Consider the following 19507-nt stretch of genomic DNA (forward strand, 5'->3'; position numbering starts at 1 on the left):
TTACTAAATTTGAATTCCACCAATGGAAAATAAACTTATGGAGCTTCTGGAGCAACTCTGCAAAATTCATGCGCCATCCGGTAACGAAAAGAAACTTTCCGAATACCTGCTTAACTATATCGAGTCTCATAAAGTTCAGTGGAAGACAATGCCCACCGTTGTTTACGGGGATGAATTCCAGGATTGTATTCTTTTAATATTTGGTAAACCTCGCACTGCTGTTTTTGCCCATATAGATTCAATTGGCTTTACGGTGCGCTATGGAAAGCAACTGGTAAGGATAGGCGGCCCTGAAATGGAAACAGGCTATAAATTAGTAGGTGCAGATGCGCAGGGTGAAATAGAGTGCACGTTGCACTACAATGAAGAAGAGCACGAACTGACGTATGAGTTCGATCGTGAAATAGAGCGCGGAACAGAGCTGGTTTTTAAATGCGATTTCAGGGAAACGGAAGAAACCGTGCAGTCGTGCTACCTCGATAACCGGCTGGGTGTTTGGAGTGCTTTGCAGGTTGCTGAAACGCTGGAAAATGGTATTATCGCTTTTGGCTGTTGGGAAGAGCATGGCGGTGGCTCTGTGGCTTATCTGGCTAAATATATTTATGAACAGTATGGTGTAAAGCAGGCTTTGATTTCTGATATCACCTGGGTAACAGAGGGGGTGCATGCCGGGCAGGGCGTTGTTATTTCTTTGCGCGACAGCCTTATTCCACGACGGTCGTATGTGCAGAAGATTGTGCAACTAGCAAAAGAAGCTGGTATTGCTTATCAGCTGGAGGTGGAAGGTTCGGGTGGCAGCGATGCCAAAGAACTGCAACACAGTGCCTACCCCTGGGATTGGTGCTTTGTAGGTGCCCCCGAAGATCATGTGCATAGCCCCAATGAGATTGTGCATAAGAAGGATATAGAGAGCATGGTAGCCTTGTATAAAGTGCTGATGGAGAAGCTCTAGTTATATGTTAAGGTAAATCTGATATTTTAACCCTTTGTTTCTGCCTGTGTTCTCTTTTGAATATCTCAGATAACACAACATGTTTTAAAGAAGTATATATTACTTTATTGATAAAAAAGAGGCTGGCAATGTATGCTGGCCTTTTTTATTGTACAATCTCTGTTTGCAATAGATACCTTTGAAACAGGTAAAGAGTCAGTGTTTTAACTTATAAGTGGTGGCTCACTTAACTATTTGCTAAAACACTTGGAATTCTCATTTGAATGCTCTTTCTTTAATAGCAATATACTAATATTACTCAACTTTAACCTTCTTTAATGGAAACAATTCTCTATGCGATTCCTGCTTTTGGAGTAGCTGCTCTCCTGTACACTTTTGTAAGGTCGGCTTGGGTAACAAAGCAACCTACCGGTGATGCCCGCATGAGTACTATAGCGAAATATATTGCTGATGGCGCTATGGCATTTCTGAAGGCGGAGTATAAGGTGTTATTCTACTTTGTTATAATTGCCTGTATCTTTTTAGGTTACCTCGGCTATACTGGTGAGCGGTCTCACTGGACAATTGTAATAGCCTTCGTTATAGGCGCATTTTTCTCTGCCTTAGCCGGTTTTATCGGAATGCGCATTGCTACCAAAGCCAATGTGCGTACTGCTGAGGCAGCCCGTACCAGCCTTTCAAAAGCGCTAAATGTTTCCTTTGTGGGAGGCTCAGTAATGGGAATGGGGGTAGCAGGTTTGGCCGTTTTAGGTTTAGGCTCTCTCTTCATAGTACTGTACTACTACTTTGTGCAGCAAACCGGAGCCGATGTAAACGGGCTGGAAATGGAGCGGGCCCTGGAGGTGCTCACCGGTTTCTCGCTCGGTGCGGAAAGTATAGCCTTGTTTGCGCGTGTAGGTGGCGGCATTTATACGAAAGCAGCCGATGTGGGTGCCGACCTGGTGGGTAAGGTAGAGGCCGGTATTCCGGAGGACGATCCGCGTAACCCTGCTACTATTGCCGATAACGTAGGAGATAATGTAGGCGATGTGGCAGGCATGGGAGCAGACTTATTTGGCTCTTATGTGGCTACTATTTTAGCTACCATGGTGCTGGGGCGTGAGGTGGTGGTGGAAGATAATTTCGGAGGCTTGTCGCCGGTCATACTGCCGATGCTGATTGCCGGCTTAGGTATAGTTTTCTCGCTGATCGGGATGCTCTTTGTTCGGGTAAAAGAGGGAGGCAATGTGCAGGGGGCGCTGAACCTGGGCAACTGGATTTCTGTAGCCTTAACCGCTGTAGGTGCTTATTTTGCTATTGAGTGGCTGCTGCCGGAAAATCTGACCCTGCGCAATTTCGATTTCACTTCTTCCGGAGTGTTTCTGGCGGTAATCGTAGGTTTAGTGGTAGGCGCCCTCATGAGCATCATCACTGAGTATTATACGGCGATGGGTAAAAAACCTGTCAGCTCAATTGTGCAGCAGTCTTCTACAGGCCATGCCACCAATATTATTGCAGGTCTGGCTGTAGGCATGCATTCCACTGTGTTGCCCATTATAGTGCTGGCAGCGGGCATAGTGCTATCTTATGCAGCAGCAGGCTTGTATGGAGTAGCCATTGCGGCGGCAGGTATGATGGCTACAACAGCCATGCAACTTGCCATTGATGCTTTTGGACCCATAGCAGATAATGCCGGCGGTATAGCTGAAATGAGCGAACTGCCAAAAGAAGTACGAGAGCGCACCGACATACTGGATGCTGTAGGCAATACCACTGCAGCTACAGGTAAAGGATTTGCTATAGCCTCTGCTGCGCTTACATCTTTGGCGCTTTTTGCAGCGTTTGTGGGTATAGCCGGTATTCCAAGTATTGATCTTTACAAAGCGCCTGTACTGGCAGGCTTGTTTATAGGTGCCATGATTCCTTTTATCTTCTCGGCATTAGCTATATCGGCAGTGGGTAGAGCAGCCATGTCGATGGTGCAGGAAGTGCGGCGCCAGTTCCGCGAGATTCCGGGTATTATGGAGGGTACAGGTAAACCGGAGTATGAAAAGTGTGTCGCTATCTCTACAAAGGCTGCCATTCGGGAAATGATGCTGCCAGGGGCTATAGCGCTGATTGTACCTATAGTGGTTGGCTTTGGCTTCCGGAATGTATTTCCCGATACTTCCTCTGCCGAGATACTGGGTGGCCTCTTGGCCGGAGTAACGGTATCTGGTGTATTGATGGCCATGTTTCAGTCAAACGCAGGAGGGGCCTGGGATAACGCAAAGAAATCTTTTGAAAAAGGGGTTGAGATCAACGGGAAAGTAGAATATAAAGGCTCTGATGCCCATAAAGCCTCTGTAACAGGCGACACAGTAGGAGATCCTTTCAAAGATACCTCGGGTCCATCTATGAACATCCTGATAAAGCTGATGTCTATCGTATCGTTGGTTATAGCACCTCATATTGCCTTGGAGCAGGAGCCTCCACTGCCGGAAGCGCCGATCGAAATAAATATGGATACCAAAAGTTTAACACCTGAACAGGCCAGTGCAGCTGTTAACTCAGAAAATACAGTGGCTCTGGAGGTAGTTGCCGCTGAAAGATAAAGTAATTGATTAGGTTAGTTAGTATAGTTTCGATAAGCCCGGCACATTGTGTTGGGCTTATTTTTTAATTATAGTATCTTTGCCAAAGACACCAATACAAATAAACATGGAGCCTCGTACTGTAACGCTGCACGACTGTGACTTTGATACTTATATCTGTGAAGAGGAAATAATTGCCCATATTACAATGATGGGGGAACAGCTGGATAAAGATTACGCAGATAAAAATCCTCTTTTTCTGGCGGTTCTGAACGGCTCTTTTATGTTTGCTGCCGATCTGATGAAGCGTATTAGCATAGCTTCTGAAATTTCTTTTATAAGGCTTTCCTCTTACAAAGACATGCAGAGTACAGGCACTGTAAAAGAGATTCTTGGTTTATCGGAAGAAGTGAAAGGGCGGCATGTTGTTGTGCTGGAAGACATCGTAGATACCGGACATACTGTACATGGCCTGTTGCAGCAGCTTGAGGCAAAAGAACCCGCTTCTTTAGAAGTAGCCACCTTATTGCTTAAGCCGGACTGCCTGCAGCACGACCTTAAGATCAGATATGTGGCTAAATCCATTCCGAATGATTTTGTGGTGGGATATGGTTTGGATTACAATGGCTTAGGTCGTAACCTCAGAGATATATACAAAATCGTATCCTGAAACCAGCCTATTGCTGCAGGGCCATACCCGAACGTCAGGCAGGCCGGCCACTTGGTTTATTACGTCTGCAAATAAGATAAACTGAATCTGCTGAAATACTTATAAAAGTAGCAATACCGCTAATAACATAAATCTGTTTCGTTTATAAATAATAGGTAATACAACATTTATAGTTATTTTTGCCTTCTATCAACATTAAAAATATGCTCAACATTGTTTTGTTTGGCCCTCCAGGCGCTGGTAAAGGAACACAAAGTCAGAAACTGATTGACAAATATAACCTGGTTCACCTTTCTACAGGTGATTTGCTCCGTTCAGAGATTGCTGCTGGTACAGAGTTAGGTATGAAAGCAAAGTCTTTGATGGACAATGGAATCTTGGTGCCAGACGAAGTGGTGATTGGCATGATAGCAAACAAGCTGAAAGAGCACAACGATGCCGAAGGCTTTATTTTTGATGGTTTTCCGCGTACTGTTCCGCAGGCACAGGGCTTGGATAAACTCCTGCTGGAGCATGATACCGAAATTTCAGGCATGCTGGCACTGGAGGTAGATGATGAAGAATTAACGAAGCGCCTGTTGCTTCGCGGTGAAACATCCGGCCGTCCTGACGACCAGAATGAGGAGCTTATCCGCAAGCGTGTGCAGGAGTACAATACCAAAACTGCACCTGTGGCTGACTATTATGCAGGCCAGAGTAAGTTTTTTGCTGTAGATGGGATCGGTGAAATCGATGCTATTTTTAAGCAACTTTGCCACTACATTGATGCTCTTAAAGAGAAGCAGGAAAAATAGCATCCTGTCACCTTTTTGGCATTACTGAATTTATACCTAGTACGGCTAATGAGATATAAACACTTTTTCATTTAAAAGTGTATTATATCTCATTAGTGTTTAATTATCATTTACTTATTTAATGACAGGGTTTGGCTTCATCCAACTTTATAGATTACGTTAAAATCTGCTCCCGCTCCGGCCGGGGAGGAGGTGGGTCTGCACATTTGCACCGCGACAAGAAAACAGCTAAGGGCGGGCCTGACGGAGGCGATGGCGGGCGTGGAGGCCATATTATCCTGAGGGGAAACTCCCAGCTCTGGACGCTTTTGCATTTGCAGTTCCGCAAGCACGTTATGGCTGAAAACGGGCATAACGGAGGACCAGCCCACTCATCGGGAGCGCAAGGGAAAGATGAGATACTGGAGGTGCCATTGGGTACGGTAGCAAGAGATGCCGAAACAGGTGAGGTGAAATGTGAGATTACCGAGCACGGACAGGAAATTATACTAACTGCAGGTGGAAGAGGTGGCTTAGGAAACGCTCACTTTAAATCGCCTACTAACCAGACGCCGCGCTATGCACAGCCAGGTGAAGAGGGAATTGAAGAATGGGTGGTACTGGAACTGAAACTCTTGGCCGATGTGGGTTTGGTAGGATTCCCGAATGCCGGAAAATCTACCTTGCTTTCGGTTGTTTCTGCCGCCAAGCCTAAAATTGCAAACTATGCCTTTACTACCCTAGAGCCAAACCTGGGAGTAGTTGCTTACCGCGACTATAGGTCCTTTGTAATGGCCGATATACCAGGTATTATAGAGGGGGCTTCTGAAGGAAAAGGCTTAGGGCTCCGCTTCCTGCGCCACATAGAAAGAAACTCCATTCTTTTGTTCATGATTTCCTGCGAAAGCCCCGATATAGCAGAAGAGTACAAGATACTGCTCAACGAGCTGGAGACGTTTAATCCTGAGCTGCTCGATAAAAAGCGTATCCTGGCCATCACTAAAACAGATATGATCGACGATGAACTGGAGGCGGAAATGCGTGCCACATTACCTCAGGATCTGCCAACCGTGTTTATATCCAGCATTACACAGAAGAACATCACGCAGCTGAAAGACCTGATCTGGGAGGCGTTGAATAATTGAGCTATCCGTGAATTTGAGGATTTGGAAAATTAAGAATAAAGTGTGAGTTGATAGCGTTATAGTTGGTTTTAAATTTCCACATTTTGCATCTCCAAATTATAAATAACGTGCCACTCTGTCACTTCTGGAGTTTTGGCAAGACAATTGAAAAGATAAAAAAGACTTATCAATATAACTTTTAAAGGCATTATGTCAGATAAAGATATTAAGAAAGAGCAGGAGAACGAAGAACTGCAGGAAAATACTGCCAGTGTAGAAGAAAACGGGCAGGAGGAAACTCAGAATGAAGAAGTTACTGCCGAAGCTGAGGGTGCAACCGAAAATGCAGCCGAGGCCGAGCTCGCAGAAATGAAAGATAAATATGTGCGTCTGATGGCAGAGTTCGAAAACTTTCGTCGCAGAACAGCTAAAGAACGCATAGAACTTTCTAAAACAGCTACGCAAGACCTGATGGGGAACTTATTGCCTGTTTTAGATGATATGGAAAGAGCGCGTCAGTCAATGGAATCGGCTCAGGAAGTAAGCGCCATTTTAGAAGGACTTGACCTGGTGTTCCATAAGCTGAAAAACGTTACCCAGCAAAAGGGCCTTCAGGTAATGGAGATTAGCCAGGGCGATGACTTTAACAGCGATTTACACGAGGCAATTACGCAGGCACCGGCTCCTTCTGACGAACTGAAAGGGAAGATTATTGATGTTATTGAGAAAGGATATACTTTAAATGATAAGGTAATCCGTTTCGCAAAAGTTATTATAGGAGCTTAAGTAATGGCCAAGAGAGATTATTACGAAGTTTTGGGTGTAAGCAAAGATGCCTCTCAGGAGGAGATTAAAAAGGCTTACCGCAAAATCGCAATTAAATACCACCCTGATAAGAACCCGGACGACCCGACTGCCGAAGATAAATTTAAAGAGGCAGCAGAGGCCTACGAGGTGCTGAGTGATCAGCAGAAGCGCCAGCGTTATGATCAGTTTGGCCATCAGGGTATGAACGGAGGCGGCTTCGGCGGAGGTGGCATGAACATGGAAGATATTTTCTCCCAGTTCGGCGACATCTTTGGCGGAGGTGGCAGTCCGTTTGAAAGCTTCTTTGGTGGCGGAGGTGGCCGTTCGGGTGGTGGCCGTCGTACACGAAAAGGCAGTAACCTGCGCATTAAGCTGAAACTTGATCTGGAAGAAATAGCCAATGGCGTTGAAAAGAAGATTAAGGTGAAGCGCTATGTAGCCTGTGGTACCTGCGGTGGCAACGGAGCCAAAAGCAGTGCCGATATGCAAACCTGTAATTCCTGCCAGGGTTCCGGTCAGGTACGCAAGGTTGTAAATACTATGCTGGGCCAGATGGTCTCCACTGCAACATGCCCTACCTGTAACGGTGAAGGACGTATTGTAACAAAAGGCTGCGAAACCTGCCATGGAACAGGACGTGAGTTGCAGGAAGAAGTTATTTCAATCAATGTGCCGGCTGGTGTAATGGATGGCATGCAGCTCTCTATGAGCGGCAAAGGTAACTATCCGGAGAGAGGTGGCGTGCCGGGAGACCTGCTCATCCAGATCGAAGAAGAACTGCATCCCGTACTGAAACGAGATGGGAACAATGTTATCTTCGACCAGTATATCAGCTTTGTAGATGCTGCCCTTGGTGCCGATGTAGAAGTACCTACCATAGGCGGAAGAGTAAAGATTACCATAAAGCCAGGAACTCAAAGTGGCGAGATCTTCAGGCTGCGCGGTAAAGGTATAAAAGATATCAACGGGTATGGCAAAGGCGATCAGCTGATCCATATCAACGTCTGGACGCCTAAATCTTTGAGCAGCGAAGAACGTGCTACGTTAGAGCGCCTGCGCGATTCGTCCAACTTTGCGCCACATCCCGGTAAAAACGACAAAGGCTTCTTTGAGAAAGTAAAAGATTACTTCCAGTAAAAAGAAGTAGATGATATAGAAAAGCCAGTTGTGCCTTAGCGTGCGACTGGCTTTTTGTTTATCCGGTTCTGCCTAAGCTTCATCTGAATATTGTTTTCATTAGTCGATTTGTAGGGCTAACCTCACCGATAAAATTTGCTCTTTCGCACAATAGAACTATTTTTGATTAAATAATAAGGAGAACAAATTGAGCATCTTAAAAATTGATGGCGTTTCGAAACGCTATGCCAATCATACTGCCCTGGATCATGTAAGCTTCGAAATTCCGACAGGTTCCATTTTCGGGCTTTTAGGTCCTAACGGTGCTGGAAAAACCTCTCTTATTCGTATTATCACCCAGATTACAGGTGCCGATACAGGAGAAGTTTTTTTTAAAGGAGAACGTCTGAAGCCAGATCATATCATGGACATAGGCTATTTACCGGAAGAACGCGGCCTTTACAAAAAAATGAAAGTAGGAGAGCAATTGTTATACCTGGCGCAGCTTAAAGGCCTGAGTAAAGCAGAAGCAAAACTCCGCATTAAAGCATGGATAGACCGCTTTGAGATAAAAGAATGGCTCGATAAGAACATAGAAGACCTGTCGAAAGGCATGCAGCAGAAGGTGCAGTTTATCGTAACGGTGCTGCACGAGCCTTCACTCATCATATTGGATGAGCCTTTCTCTGGTTTCGACCCGATCAATGCCAATCTTATCAAAGATGAAATTCTGCGACTTCGTGAAAAGGGTGCCACCATTATCTTCTCTACGCACCGTATGGAGTCGGTGGAAGAGTTGTGTGATAACATAGCCTTGATTAACAGATCCCGCAAGGTGCTGGACGGGCCGGTAAAAGAAGTAAAAGATGCTTATAAAACCGATACCTACCAGGTAATAGGCAAAGGCAACCTACTGGTTTTATCGCCGGATTATGAAGTGCTGGAGCAGCATGAGAACCATGGCGTTTTCAGGGCTTCCATTAAGTTGCTGAACGGTGCTTCTCCTAATGATCTGCTACGCTACCTGGTGGAGCGTGTGGAGGTGCATTCCTTTGTAGAGCTGGTGCCAAGTATAAACGATATTTTTATCCGAAAAGTAAAGGAGACACATCATCATGAATAAAATTTGGCTGATCATCCAGCGAGAGTACCTGACACGAGTGCGCAAGAAGAGTTTTATTATCATGACTTTTATCACGCCGCTGCTTTTGGCAGCCTTTATGGTAATTCCGGCCTGGCTGGCAACCATGGAAACCGGTGCGGAAACTGTTATGGTGCTGGATGAGAGCGGGCTTTTTGCAGATAAACTGGAAAATAAAAAGGACCTGCAGTTTGTTAAGGTGAATGAGGAATTGGAGCGCGCTAAAGTTATTTACAGCGAAACCGACTATACTGCCTTGTTATACATTCCGCAACTGGATATTAATAATCCCGGAGGTATCCGGCTTTACTCCAAGAAAAACACCAGCCTGCAGACTCAACTTCGCCTGGAGAATGTACTGGAAGCAGAAATTGAAAACCAGCGATTTGTAGCTTCTGGTATGGACAGAGCTACCCTGGATAAAATGAAAGCCAATATTTCTATTGCCGCCATTAACCTGAGCGATGGCAGCGAAAAAGACAACAATGCCATTGTAACTTCCATTGCCGGTGTTGCCGGAGCCGTAGTTATTTATTTTTTCATTTTCCTGTATGGCGTTCAGATCATGAGGGGGGTGATAGAGGAGAAAGTAAACCGTATTGTAGAGGTGGTAATTTCTTCTGTTAAGCCTTTTCAGCTGATGATGGGGAAAATAGTGGGTATTGCAGCCGTTGGTTTAACACAGTTTCTGCTATGGGTAATACTGTCGTTTATTGTGGTAACCGGTGTGCAGGCCGCTTTCGGCATAAAACCGGCACCTACTCCCATGGAGCAGTTAGCTGCAGGGCAGGCCGCTGCCACCGGCGATGACCAGGACGAGTTGGAGCAGGCGCAGGAAGTAAAGGGTAATAAAATGCTCACAGAAGGCTTAAGTGCTTTATCAAACCTGAACATCCCCCTGATTGTCGGCTGTTTCCTGTTTTACTTTTTAGGAGGATATTTGCTGTACGGCTCCCTGTTTGGGGCCATAGGAGCTGCTGTAGATAACGAAACAGACACACAGCAGTTTATGATGCCGATTACCATACCGCTTATTATTTCCTTTATCATGTCTTATACCATAGTCCTGAAAAACCCTGATGGGCCTGTGGCTTTCTGGATGTCTATTATTCCGCTTACCTCGCCCATTGTTATGATGGTGCGTGTGCCTTTTGGAGTACCTGGCTGGCAACTGCTGCTATCCATGGGGCTACTTATTGCTGGCTTTATCATAACTACTTGGCTTGCAGGTCGTATTTATCGTGTAGGCATTCTGATGTATGGAAAGAAAGTGAATTACAAAGAACTTTCGAAGTGGTTATTTTACAGAGTTTAGTTTTGGCTGTTAGTACAAAGTAAACTATAGAAGTAGAGAGAGTAGCTGGTCTGGCAGGAACGGCTACTTTTTTTATTATATTGTACTGATAAGAAACTGGTCCTTCCCATAAAATTTACTTGCATGATGAAGCATCTTTTAAGCCTGCTCTGTTTGATAATGATCTCTACCCTTGTTGTTGCTCAGGAAAAAGACAAACCTGCTTATAAGCTTTTTACAAAGGCAGGAAAGAGCATTGGCTATGGCAAAATGTTGCAGGAGCTTCAGAAGGCAGATGTGGTGCTGTTTGGAGAGCAGCATAACGACCCGATTGCACACTGGCTGCAGCTGGAAGTAAGCCGGGACCTGCACAAAGCACACCAGCAGCAGTTTATAATAGGTGCCGAAATGTTCGAAGCCGATGTGCAGCTGGTTCTGGATGAGTATTTGGCAGGACAGGTGGCAGAAACAAATTTTGAGCAGGAATCCAGGCCGTGGAATAACTATAAAACGGATTATAAACCAATTGTTCGTTTTGCCAAAGAAGCCAAAGTTCCATTTGTGGCTACCAATGTACCACGCCGCTATGCTGCGATGGTTTCTGCCGGTGGTCTCAAAGCTTTGGAAAGCACTTCTGCCGATGCAAAGAGATATATAGTACCCCTGCCAATAGAAGTAGACATGAGCCTGCCGGGCTATAAGAATATGCTCTCAATGTTTGGGAGCAACACACATGGCACTACCAAGGCAGAAAATGTGGTGCAGGCCCAGGCGCTGAAAGACGCAACCATGGCACATTTTATCCAGGAGCAGCTGAACCGGCAGAAGAAGGTGTTACACCTGAACGGAGCGTATCATTCCGATAACTTCGAAGGCATTGGCTGGTATCTGCAAAAAAAGAACCCGAAGGCTAAAATCACGACCATCACCACCATTCTACAGGAGGACCTGGAAAAGCTGTCGGATGAGCATAAAAATAAAGCAGATTTTATACTGGTGGTACCAGCAGGCATGACCAGGACCTACTAAATGGGTAGGTGTTAAATTAGCCTCAGCAATTCCGAAGCGGCGGCAAATGCCGACTTCTGCCCTTCTTTTACCTGCTCTGTAAAGTCAGGCAACAGGCTCTTTACCTGCGGGTGGGTATAAAACTTCTCTTCCAGCCCTTGCCGGATGGCCTCATGTAACCAGAGTAAGTTCTGCTGTTTTCTTTTTTTCTCAAAAAAGCCATTGTGCTGCGTTTGGTCCAGGTAAGCAGCAATGGTTTGCCAAATGGTATCGAGGCCGGCATCTTGTATAGCTGAACAAACTGATACTTTGGGAATCCAGCCAGAAGCAGTAGGAGGATAGAGGTGCAGTGCATTCTGGTACTCTGCTCGTGCGGCTTTGGCTTTATGTACGTTAGCACCATCGGCCTTGGTAATGGCAATCGCATCTGCCATTTCCATGATACCGCGCTTGATGCCCTGTAGCTCATCGCCGGCACCAGCCAACATCAGCAACAGGAAAAAGTCGACCATGGCATGCACTGCCGTTTCTGACTGGCCAACACCTACTGTTTCTACAATAATGGCATCAAAGCCTGCAGCCTCGCACAACAGAATTGTTTCGCGGGTATTGCGTGCAACGCCACCCAGAGACTTACCGGCTGGCGAAGGTCTTATAAAGGCCTGCGGATTGGTTGCCAGAGAATCCATGCGGGTTTTATCGCCTAATATACTGCCTCCGGAGCGCTGGCTCGTTGGATCTATCGCTAAAACAGCAATTTTCTTACCTTGATGATTGATCAGGTAATTACCGAATGTCTCAATAAAAGTACTTTTGCCCACACCCGGAACACCTGTAATACCAATGCGCAACGAGTTGCCTGTGTAAGGTAGCAGCTGGTCAATTACTTGCTGTGCCAACTCCTGGTCGCTGGCCAATCTGCTCTCTACCAATGTAATGGCACGGCTTAACATGACACGGTCGCCGGCCATGATGCCTTCAATATACTTCTCTTTATGAAACCGTTTTGCCAATGCTTCTTACTCTTCCCGCAAATTTACTATTTCTCTGCTTTTTCACCACATGCTTTATTGCTTACAAGGTAAAGCAAATCACAAAGGAAGGTTAAACATTGAATTTATTCTGAGGCGAAATGGTTAGTAGTGTCTGAAGGCCAGTTATATAGAAGCTGGTGAACAGGCATGTTTTCAACTTCAGGGCTTTAATAGCGCTTATTGAATTTAATGAAACAAATTTGGATGCTTTTTGCCGCTTTGTTAGCGGTAAATGTTGCTGCTGAAGCACAAACTGAAATGAATAATATTTCAGCTACAGGAAGGGGAGGGGTTGCGACTACATTTGTGCGCGACTATCAGGCAATAGGTATAAACCCCGCAAATATTGGAAAGAGTGAGTCCTTTATCTCTTTTTCTATTCTGGAAGGAGGTTTAAGGGCTAATTCAAACGCATTTACCCGTGCCAATTTGCCTGTTTTCAGGAACTATCTGAAAAGCGCTGAGGCAACGATGGCAGAACGGGCAGAGCTTTCCAACACCTTTAGTAATAGCAACCTGCTGAATGGCTCAGGAGACATCAATACCCTAGCCTTGTCTGTTAACTTCCCCCGTTTCGGAAGCTTTGCCTTTAGTAACCGGCAACGAGTGGTGGGGCAGGCATTTTTAAATAAGAACTTTTCTGACCTGATTTTCCTGGGTGAAAATGCTCCTTTTATAGCTGCCCTTCAACCGGCAGAGAGAATATTTCTGTCAGAAATTTTTAATGGTACCAACATTCAGACATTGTGGCTGAATGAGTGGAATCTGGCCTATAGCAAGAAGCTTCTCTCCTTGCCGAACCTGCAGCTGTATGGTGGCGTTGGCTATAAGTACATACAAGGTATGAACATGTATGCATTCAGCGCTCAAAACGGCGAATTGCAAACCTATGGCAGAAGCACCAGCTTGCTGGGGATCGATTATGAAGCCAGCTTAAATACTTCCAGTATCAGGTTTGTGGAAGGTGGGAACCGGTCACCTGTAGGTGCAGGCCATGGAATTGATCTGGGCCTGTCTGCTGATTTGGGGCTTTCAGATAAGGTGGTAAAAGTTAGTCTTGCGCTTACCGACATCGGGAAAATGACCTGGACTGAAAATTTTAAAGAAGGAAAAGATATCGGCTTTACCTTACCTACAGAGGCAGAGTTTGCTAAAAGCGGCGATATAAAAGCCTTTGCACTGGATGTAGCGGAGCAGGTGCTCGACAGTTCTATTGCTTATTCACCGGTAGATAGACTTACTACTGATCTGCCGACGCGCCTGCGAACAGGTATTGGCATTAAGCTAAGCGAAAAGGTAGAACTTGGGGTAGATTATGTGAAACCACTGAATAAAGCAGTCGGCAATATTCCTGACGATTTCATTGGTATTGGTATTGATCTGATGCCGCTTTCAAAACTACGCATCAGTTCAGGTGTGAGTACGGGAGCCGGCGAAAAGCTGAATCTTCCTTTAGGGATAGCGTTTGTTACTTCTGCCTATGAATTTGGTATAAGCACACGTGATGTGACAGTACCCTTTTCCTCCGGCGAACAACTTAGAGGATCGTTAGCTGTCGGTTTCTTAAAATTCAGGATCAGGCGTTAATATCATAAGATTAAGGTTCTAGAGCCACATAACCGACATTTCGTAAGGCCGGTTATGTGGCTCTAGCGTTATAGTTAATTCAGATTATTTAGAGGCTTGTCCGGATTGCTTGGTTTTGGTTATCCCCTGTGGAAAGTTAGGTAAGCCCATATCACTTTTTTTACCTGCCAAATGAAACCCGTTATCGGTATAAGTACAGGCCGTACCTGCTGCATTAGGTTTGCTGATGACGCCTAAGTAATTGCTGTCTTTACGGGCAATATAAATTTTACCATCGGGAGCAAGTTGTATGGCTCCAATACGGGGGCTTGCAGATGTACCAACTACAACCGCCGATTTCGAAATAGCTGCGGCTGAACCTGCTTTCAGGTCAAACTGAATTACCTGTGCCTTGCCCCCTCCAATGCCATTAGCTGTGCCATACAGTTTAGTACCATCAGGCGAGAAAACAACACCGTACGCTTCTTCAAATCCCTTTAAAAGAATAGGGCCAGAAATTACGCCTGTGCTTTTGTTAAAGCTCAGCACTTCAAAATTACTTTCATCATCCCAGAGTGCGGATGCTAAACGGGTGCCATCCGGAGAAGGCGTTAAATACCCGATAGCTTTGCGGTTATTACCGCCGTGTACGGTTCCTACATTACTCACGACAGGCTGTACGCTTACACCTTCAGCAGAAACAAGGTAAGCCATATAGGCGTTGCTATTCCACCTGTGCCCGATTACCCACCAGTCGCGGTTATTGCTGTGCTTTACGGCAGTTAGTTTTTCAGTAGCAGGAGCGATCATAAATGAGTTTTTATAAACCAGGTCGCCGTTTCCGCCATCTTTTTTCATATTAATAATACTGTAGCGCATGCCATTCGACTGTGCTTGTATATCAGTAGTGAAAATATAATAGATGCTGTCGTTGCCGGGCTTTGGAAGGATCAGAGCCGACTGTGTAGACGATTTCATGCCCATCAGGCCATTCCCGTTTGGCATTACACGGTGGTTCCGGTTCCAGACGGTAATGCCGTTTGTATAAAACAAGAGGTTGCCATCTTTATCAGATATACTGGCGCTGCCTTCCTCAGTTATTAGTCTCCCATTCGTCTGAACAATAGCTGTATCGGGTTTAAAAGCTATACCAGCATTTTTTCCAAAATACCAGTTAGTGGTTTCTCCCTGGGCAGCCGCCGAAAAGCCGGATAAACTCAATGAAAGAGCGACTATGATGTGTTTTAAATTTATCATATGAAATAGCCTTTACGTTGCATGACTGATTACAAACAGAGTGCCAGGTTACAAAATGCCGCTTCCGGATGCAGGCAAAAGCTGTTGTGTTAAGGGTGAACAGGTAAATAAAAAATACTGATTATTATTAGCTGCTTTATTATAGCATAGCAAGAGCCTCTAAAGCAGAATTCTGCTTTAGAGGCTCTTGCTATACCAAACGTAAGTTACCTAAGATCTATTATGGGCAAGGGAGTTCATCTTTTTTACCCAGATTAAGGCTGAGACCTAGCATATGATGAAAATAGGTGTCATTTTTTGTTCCACCTGCAATACCATCGTATGCGTCTGAGAACGTATAATGTTGCCCGAACTGATAAAAAACGCCTAATTTCTCATTTATATTGTATTTAAAACCAAGCGCAACAAGAAGAACGGGTGTGGTCATTCTGGTGCTGGTAGGCTCCCGCAGCCTTGTTTCTCCTTCAGTTCTCACGAAATTTGCCCCGAATGAAGTGAGAATATAAGGACCTAATTTGGGCTCTTCGTTTTTCATGATAAGCCCATTCTTATCTTTCTCACCACCATGAATGAGCATTTTAAGGCCATGCAACTTTAGTTTTGCTCCTATAAGAGCTGTCCCCATGCTACCTTCATAATATCCGCCAGCTCTGATTTTGGACTCATTCGATTCATAAGGATTTGAGCCACGGATGTGGCTGTCAATTTTGCCATAGCCAAGATGAATGCTCCCGTCAAAAATGCGGCTGAGATACCTGTTATAAGCTACACCGCCGCCGAAGGTCATGTTGGTAGACCAGTATTGGGAAGAAATATCGCCTGAATATTGGTAGCCACTTCCGAATATTTCGATATTGTTGCGTTGCATTTTATTTTGTGCAGTGCCAGGTAGTGCTACACCAAGCACCAGCAGTGCTGCCAGTGTCAGAATAGGCAAGAAGGGTTTATAGTAGTTCATAGTTATCTCAAAAAATTAACAGTACCCATAACAGTAGATCTTACTGCTTATGAAGTATTTTTTCAGTTGCAGGGGCTGAAGCCTCAGCCTCTAAAAAGAGAAGTTTTAGAAGAACGCCATTTGTCCAGCCAAAACCGTCCTGGTTGGGGTATTCTCCTCCGCCCGCTTCTAATGTCAGATCCTCTACATTATATTTTTCCACCATTTTTCCGGTATGGTGATAAACTACCTTATTTAAACGTATCCAGTTTGCGGCAATTGTATCTGCCAGAGAGTTATAGCCATAATTTGTCAAGCCTTTATAGCTGATCCACTGTAAGGGTGCCCAGCCATTAGGGCTGTCCCACTGTTCTCCGGTTCTGTTTAAACTTGTAACCAAACCTCCCGGCTTAAGAAAATCGGCTTCTATCCGCTTGGCTATTCTGGCCGCCTGTTTGGGCTTGGCTATCCGGAAGTAGAGCGGAAAAACGCCTGCTAATGTGGGCTGGGCAGTATGTGCAGTTTTTACAAAGTCATAATCATAGAAGAAGCCATCTGCTTTGCTCCAGCAGTATTTTAACAGAGCCTTCTGCCGGCTTTTAGCCTTTTTGGTGAAAAACTGTTCTTCTGCCTTATTGCCTTGTAGGCTGGCTACTTCAGCCAGCGTTTTTTCGAGGTGATACAGCAGTGCATTCAGGTCTACAGGAATAATGTCGGTGGTGTGAATTGTTGCCAATGTTTTGCCATCTGTAAACCAGCGGCTGCTGAAGTCCCAGCCAGACTCTGCGGCGGCCTTAATATTCCGGTAAATTTCTTCATGGTTTCTCCCCGATGCAGCTGCAAGCTGAACATCTTCTCTGTACGACTCTGGCCGGGGGCTTGGATTATCGTCCCAGTACCTGTTTAAAATACTGCCATCAGGTAGCTTTACAACTCTTCTATGTTGTGTTGATTTGGAAGTAAGTGTGTTAGAACCCTCCATCCAGAAGGTATACTCCTGGCGTAGATAAGGCGCATAGGTTAGGAGTATCTGCTCCCCTTTTTCCTCAGCCAGAATTTTCAGCATGAGCGAATAGAAAGGTGGCTGTGAGCGACTTGTATAATAGCTTCGGTTGCCGTTCGGAATGTGCCCGACCGTTTCAATCAGGTGGGAAAAATTATCCACCATGTACTGGATCAGCTCCGTCTCTCCACTTGCCTGAAGCCCCAGCATAGTAAAATAGCTGTCCCAGTAGTAAATTTCCCTGAAGCGACCACCGGGTACTACGTAAGGATAGGGTAGTGGCAACAGAGAGCTATTGTCTGTGCCGGGTTCGCGGGTAAGGATCGGCCAGAGCTGGCGGATATGTTCAGAAACAGTTAAAGATGTATCTGATTTAAAATTTGTGGCAGGCTCTGGTGGCAGTTCAAAGTGTTGCAGAACAAAATCTCTTAAATTGAAACTGGCATTATCTTTTTGTTCCTGGTAAGAACTCAGAATGGCTTCAGGCGAAGATTTAGGTATACAATCAACAAAGGTTTTTGAATCTGAAAAGACTTCTTTTAGCTGTACTTGCTTAAACAGTTCACCCAGCTGCTCTTCCGGCTTAAACTGAGCTGCCACAGGATTAATTACCCAGAGCAGGCAGAAGCGTAGAAGTAGCAGTATCCCTTTGTTGATACGGGAGGGAACAATAGACTGAATGTTCTTCATGTCCTGGGTGAGTTACTTTGTATGATGCTTATTATATAGTTCTTTGCGCATGTTTTGCTTTTGATACGCGATTCAGAAGTGTTAGTTAAGCCTTCTGCGGATATTTATAGTACAATGGCAAGCGGAACCGTAAAAGCACGTATAGCTTAAGCGCATCGTATAACCCGGAACTTATAAAGAATACGATGTGCGGATAGTGTTGCGCTATAACAGGCGGCGGGGCGGTAGTGCCTGTAGATTTGCTCAGTAAAAAATTCAGCTTTTCAGCAGCAACTACGCATGGTGTAAGCCACTAATATATTGGATTACACCATACGGGAGCAATTTAATTGCCTGTTGGATTTCCGGTCGTATGGCCTTTTGTGACAGTATCGGCTTCTGTTTGAATGATGCCTGCGGTGTCTTCTCTGCCTGTGCCTGGTAAATCGCCGCTTCCATCAACACCTGTTCTTCTGGTTTCTTCGGGGGCAACACCTGTTGTGTTGCCAGCATTATTAGGGTTACTATCGCACGATGAGGCGAATAATAAGCATAGGCTCATGAAGGTTGTTGCTATGATCGTATTTTGTGTTTTTTTCATTGTTCTATTTTTAAAATTAAGATTTGCCGCTTTTGTGCACTTCTGCCACAAAATGCATACTTGTAGTGGTTGAATAATAGGCTTAGGCAATAGCAGATAGCTGTATTAATTTGTTGTTCCGCCAGACGTTGATCCGGTGGTTGTGCCTGCACTATCAGGGTCTGTTGTCGTAGCAGTTGAATCCAGGGTTGGCTCCAGGTTAATATTATCGCCATGCGTTGCTTCCGGCTGTGCATGCTCACTGGTGGCATCGCCGTCGCCAGTTCCTCCGCATGAAGCAAAGAAAAGGCAGGTGCCTGTAAATAATACTGTTAAGGTGGCAGCATATCTTCCTTTTTTCATAACCTTATTGTTTAGGTAAACCTTATCTAAGTCGCATTTATAAAATAAACAGGCAACTATACTTCATTGCCCTATCAGCTTAGAACGTGGGAAGATAGGTTTTGTTTAACTAAGTGCTAACAAGCGGAGCAAGCCCTTGAGAAGGCAGTTTCGAATGGAGCTTAACAGGTTGGCCCAGTACAAAAAGGGGGGAATTAAAAGTGCAGTCTCCGCAGCTTCTGTAACATGTTAAGAAAGCCGTGGAGACTGCAGATGATTAAAAGGGTCGCTTGGTAAAGTTTACCTGGCTCATGGCATTCTTTTCATACAGCGCTACGCAATAAGGCTTATATGTAGCTTCAAAGCTTTCCTGCCCTGGAATTAATTCCTTCGGTACCGGAGAGCCTTTCAAAAAGAAGTATACCTTCGTGTTTCCGTATTTGGTATGCGGCATATATTCCCCATACTGCTGCATTTCAGCCCAAAGTGTGTCGGCAACGCTAACAGCATATACCCGCACAATCGGGCCCGTATTGTTCTCATTTCGGTAGAAGGCCTCCTCTTTAAACTCTCCTTTCAGATCCTGCGGACCAGGCTGAGAGAAGCTATCGTAAACAAACCATGCAATGAAAATAAGAGCAATGACTGTGAGTACTGATTTTAGTTTTTTCCCAGACATAGG

18 protein-coding genes are annotated in these 19507 nt (G+C 45.1%); 11 read left to right on the plus strand and 7 right to left on the minus strand.

Annotation, left to right across the window (positions count from 1 at the left end):
- The first annotated feature begins 37 nt into the window (after positions 1 to 37).
- The 10 genes from C1N53_RS21735 (at position 38) to C1N53_RS21780 (ending at position 11458) form a co-directional block, all read left to right on the plus strand.
- The gene (locus C1N53_RS21735; protein ID WP_137761618.1) at positions 38 to 952 is read left to right on the plus strand and encodes a M20/M25/M40 family metallo-hydrolase; all 915 of its coding nucleotides are present in this window, start codon (positions 38 to 40) and stop codon (positions 950 to 952) included.
- 317 nt (positions 953 to 1269) lie between these two features.
- A complete protein-coding gene (locus C1N53_RS21740; RefSeq protein ID WP_137761297.1) occupies positions 1270 to 3525 on the plus strand; it encodes a sodium-translocating pyrophosphatase in 2256 nt (751 codons plus the stop codon).
- A 106-nt stretch (positions 3526 to 3631) separates the two neighbouring features.
- Complete coding sequence (gene hpt / locus C1N53_RS21745; RefSeq protein ID WP_137761298.1) at positions 3632 to 4174, plus strand: hypoxanthine phosphoribosyltransferase; 543 nt, start codon at positions 3632 to 3634, stop codon at positions 4172 to 4174.
- Positions 4175 to 4377: 203 nt separating this feature from the next.
- Entirely contained in the window at positions 4378 to 4968 is a 591-nt protein-coding gene (locus C1N53_RS21750) for an adenylate kinase (RefSeq protein WP_137761299.1), read from the plus strand.
- 131 nt (positions 4969 to 5099) lie between these two features.
- Positions 5100 to 6092 carry a GTPase ObgE gene (obgE, locus tag C1N53_RS21755; RefSeq protein ID WP_137761300.1) on the plus strand — a complete coding sequence of 331 codons (993 nt, stop codon included), beginning with the start codon at positions 5100 to 5102 and terminating at the stop codon, positions 6090 to 6092.
- 189 nt (positions 6093 to 6281) lie between these two features.
- Positions 6282 to 6857, plus strand: a complete 576-nt coding sequence (locus C1N53_RS21760) for a nucleotide exchange factor GrpE (protein ID WP_137761301.1) — start codon at positions 6282 to 6284, stop codon at positions 6855 to 6857.
- A gap of 3 nt (positions 6858 to 6860) precedes the next feature.
- Complete coding sequence (gene dnaJ, locus C1N53_RS21765) at positions 6861 to 8015, plus strand: molecular chaperone DnaJ (protein ID WP_137761302.1); 1155 nt, start codon at positions 6861 to 6863, stop codon at positions 8013 to 8015.
- Between the two features lie 187 nt (positions 8016 to 8202).
- Positions 8203 to 9117: an ABC transporter ATP-binding protein gene (locus tag C1N53_RS21770; RefSeq protein ID WP_137761303.1), complete on the plus strand. Its 915-nt coding sequence runs from the start codon at positions 8203 to 8205 to the stop codon at positions 9115 to 9117.
- Positions 9110 to 10450, plus strand: a complete 1341-nt coding sequence (locus C1N53_RS21775) for an ABC transporter permease (protein WP_137761304.1) — start codon at positions 9110 to 9112, stop codon at positions 10448 to 10450. Before C1N53_RS21770 ends, C1N53_RS21775 begins: the two co-directional genes overlap by 8 nt.
- Positions 10451 to 10609: 159 nt before the next feature.
- A complete protein-coding gene (locus C1N53_RS21780; protein WP_240773488.1) occupies positions 10610 to 11458 on the plus strand; it encodes a ChaN family lipoprotein in 849 nt (282 codons plus the stop codon).
- Positions 11459 to 11469: 11 nt separating this feature from the next.
- On the opposite strand, the gene meaB is transcribed toward C1N53_RS21780, so the two are convergent.
- Positions 11470 to 12450 (minus strand): methylmalonyl Co-A mutase-associated GTPase MeaB, encoded by a 981-nt coding sequence (gene meaB / locus C1N53_RS21785; RefSeq protein ID WP_137761306.1) that lies wholly within the window; start codon positions 12448 to 12450, stop codon positions 11470 to 11472.
- A gap of 210 nt (positions 12451 to 12660) precedes the next feature.
- On the opposite strand from meaB, the gene C1N53_RS21790 reads away from it, so the two are divergent.
- A complete protein-coding gene (locus tag C1N53_RS21790) occupies positions 12661 to 14058 on the plus strand; it encodes a DUF5723 family protein (RefSeq protein ID WP_137761307.1) in 1398 nt (465 codons plus the stop codon).
- An 84-nt stretch (positions 14059 to 14142) separates the two neighbouring features.
- Here the strand turns inward: C1N53_RS21790 and C1N53_RS21795 are convergent, their stop codons facing one another.
- The 6 genes from C1N53_RS21795 to C1N53_RS21820 form a co-directional block, all read right to left on the minus strand.
- A complete protein-coding gene (locus C1N53_RS21795) occupies positions 14143 to 15294 on the minus strand; it encodes a PD40 domain-containing protein (RefSeq protein ID WP_137761308.1) in 1152 nt (383 codons plus the stop codon).
- A 220-nt stretch (positions 15295 to 15514) separates the two neighbouring features.
- Positions 15515 to 16252: a hypothetical protein gene (locus C1N53_RS21800; RefSeq protein ID WP_137761309.1), complete on the minus strand. Its 738-nt coding sequence runs from the start codon at positions 16250 to 16252 to the stop codon at positions 15515 to 15517.
- A 40-nt stretch (positions 16253 to 16292) separates the two neighbouring features.
- Complete coding sequence (gene treF, locus C1N53_RS21805) at positions 16293 to 17924, minus strand: alpha,alpha-trehalase TreF (protein ID WP_137761310.1); 1632 nt, start codon at positions 17922 to 17924, stop codon at positions 16293 to 16295.
- A gap of 325 nt (positions 17925 to 18249) precedes the next feature.
- Complete coding sequence (locus C1N53_RS21810) at positions 18250 to 18504, minus strand: hypothetical protein (RefSeq protein ID WP_137761311.1); 255 nt, start codon at positions 18502 to 18504, stop codon at positions 18250 to 18252.
- A 105-nt stretch (positions 18505 to 18609) separates the two neighbouring features.
- Entirely contained in the window at positions 18610 to 18846 is a 237-nt protein-coding gene (locus C1N53_RS21815) for a hypothetical protein (protein ID WP_137761312.1), read from the minus strand.
- A 256-nt stretch (positions 18847 to 19102) separates the two neighbouring features.
- Positions 19103 to 19504, minus strand: coding sequence for a hypothetical protein (locus tag C1N53_RS21820; RefSeq protein WP_137761313.1), 402 nt, complete (start codon positions 19502 to 19504; stop codon positions 19103 to 19105).
- Positions 19505 to 19507 lie beyond the last annotated feature (3 nt).

This window comes from Pontibacter sp. SGAir0037 (assembly GCF_005491705.1).
Classification (GTDB): domain Bacteria; phylum Bacteroidota; class Bacteroidia; order Cytophagales; family Hymenobacteraceae; genus Pontibacter.